We start from the raw sequence: 1,628 nt of genomic DNA, 5'->3' as shown, positions 1-1,628 counted from the left end.
AGTTTTATCTTCCGGCATTGCTTTCACCTCGTATCATTGACTATATCAAATTTATCAAGATTAGTCAAACAGCATAAATGCTGAAAAAAATAAACACCTTAGGCATTCGCCGAAGGTGTAGTTTTAAAATGGTCGGGGCGAGAAGAGTTGAACTTCCGACCTCCTGGTCCCGAACCAGGCACGCTAACCAGACTGCGCTACGCCCCGAAGAAAGCGGTAAAAATTATAACATTCTAACTGTGTATCGTCAATTCCCTGCAGCTTTTATAAGCCTGTCAGTAAGTGCTAAGCCAATTCCTTTTTGTTCGGGTTTTTCGGCAATAATTACTTCTACTTTCGTTGTTTCAATCTCTCTTAAAACTCTAAACAGTTCTTTTGCATATTCATTAGTATTTATAAAAATTATTTTTGTATTAGGTGTGCCTTTGGGTTCTGATGTGCCTATCCAAGCCCATTTTCTGCCATTCGCATATTTTAAAGCATTTTCTACATCAGACAATACAAGAGGTATGTTTGGTGCATAGTGACGATACCTTACACCTGGAGAACGCTTGATAATGTTTTCGTCTTGAGAAAAAAGCACTGTTACGTTCAGCACTGCTTCTATTTCTTCTTTTGATATTGCACCAGGTCTCAGAAGAACAGGATTTTCACCAGTTATATCAAGGACTGTGGATTCAAGACCTACTAGAGTTTTACCCCCATCAATAATCATTTCAACTGAATCTCCTATATCATCCCTCACAGTTTTTGCGTCTGTCGGGCTCGGCCTTCCACTTTTATTTGCACTTGGAGCAGCAATTGGAAGGTTAGAAATCCTTATAAGCTCAAGTGCTATACGATTATCTGGCATTCTTATTGCTGCGGTGGGAAGTCCTCCTCTTGTAGACAAAGGGATTATATCTTTTGCATTAAGAACTAGCGAAAGAGGGCCTGGCCAAAATTTATTCATTAGAAGTTTTGCTGTTTCATTTATATGTACGAGGGATTCTGCCATTTCAAGTCCAGACACATGAAGAATCAGAGGATTATCTGAAGGGCGTCCCTTTGCTTCGTATATTTTTTTTACTGCATTCTCATTGAGCGCGTTGGCTCCTAGTCCGTAAACTGTCTCTGTTGGAAATGCGACAAGCCCGTCTGCTTTTATTATCTCCGCAGCCTTTTTAAAAAGTGAAAGCTCTTCCTTCGTTGTTTCATCGAAAATATTGTTAAGTCTTTTTTCCATATCTTTCATCATTTTGTATATTGGCCTTCCATAAAGTGTTCCATGAAATTAGAACGAAAAGCCGGAAATTCGCCCTCTATTATTGCTATTCTCGCTTCTTTCATCAAATTAACTAGAAAGTGAAGGTTGTGCCATGTACATAGACGCGAGGCAAGTATTTCTCCAGCTGTGTAGAGATGACGTATATACGCACGCGTGTAGTTGCGACACGCATAGCAATCACAAGTAGAATCTATTGGAGTGAAATCTCTTGCAAAGCTCTTATTTTTTAAATTAAGTTTTTCAAAACGAGTGAGAACTCCGCCGTTACGTCCGTTACGAGTTGGAATCGTGCAGTCGAACATATCTACTCCTCTAGCAACACTCTCGACAAGATTTGTCGGAAAGCCTACTCCCATAAGGT

At 39.8% G+C, this 1,628-nt stretch carries 2 protein-coding genes and 1 tRNA gene; all 3 read right to left on the bottom strand.

The features are described from left to right. Nucleotides 1-129: 129 nt before the first annotated feature. Nucleotides 130-207, bottom strand: a tRNA-Pro gene (locus GXZ13_02825). Between the two features lie 40 nt (nucleotides 208-247). Continuing rightward, nucleotides 248-1,225 (bottom strand): threonylcarbamoyl-AMP synthase, encoded by a 978-nt coding sequence (locus GXZ13_02820; protein ID NLX74770.1) that lies wholly within the window; start codon nucleotides 1,223-1,225, stop codon nucleotides 248-250. 8 nt (nucleotides 1,226-1,233) lie between these two features. Next, on the bottom strand, nucleotides 1,234-1,628 hold a 395-nt coding region (locus tag GXZ13_02815), incomplete at its 5' end, for a tRNA-guanine transglycosylase (GenBank protein ID NLX74769.1).

Source organism: Synergistaceae bacterium, from assembly GCA_012728235.1.
GTDB lineage: Bacteria > Synergistota > Synergistia > Synergistales > Synergistaceae > JAAYFL01.
The sequence above is the reverse complement of the archived record's forward strand: the minus strand, read 5'-3'. Positions and strand labels throughout refer to the sequence as shown.

What these genes read in the sequence shown, in the direction of transcription:
- GXZ13_02820 (NLX74770.1), bottom strand. Translation starts at nt 1,225, where the DNA reads ATGGAAAAAAGACTTAACAATATTTTCGATGAAACAACGAAGGAAGAG.